This window comes from Metabacillus rhizolycopersici, from assembly GCF_020075705.1.
Genome location: NZ_JAIQUM010000286.1, coordinates 1 through 396, shown reverse-complemented (window position 1 = coordinate 396; position 396 = coordinate 1). Strand labels below are relative to the sequence as shown.

Sequence of the window (396 nt, the reverse complement as noted above, 5' to 3'; positions counted from 1 at the left end):
AAAGTCCATGTAATGAGAAAAAGAAGCTAATCACCTACTATATATAGGTGACTAACTTCTTTTCGTTATATATATATTGATAAAATGCACATTACTTTCTCAAAGTAATCACTTTTTCAGTGGCCTCGTCTAAACTGGAATGGTTTTTAGTAGAGTATTATTTTCCTTCAAGAGTTGCGTTTTTTGCATTTAATTTCACTTTATCTTTTGTGTTTTTCAGTAAATGTTTAATTTCTTTAAAGCTTACAAAGCTTTTATTTTCCTCGTCGAATAGACGGAAGCGAATAGACTGTAAGCTTGTGCGAAGATTAATCGTTGTTGCTTGTTGTAAAGGTGGAGTCGATTCATGTGCTTTTTCCAAGTTATAGTTAGGAACTCTTGGGCTTAAATGATGCA

The 396-nt window shown here is 32.3% G+C and carries 1 pseudogene; it reads right to left on the bottom strand.

What is annotated here, in order from left to right:
- Window positions 1–157: 157 nt before the first annotated feature.
- Window positions 158–396: pseudogene (locus K9V48_RS28655) on the bottom strand (fatty acid desaturase); the annotation flags it as partial.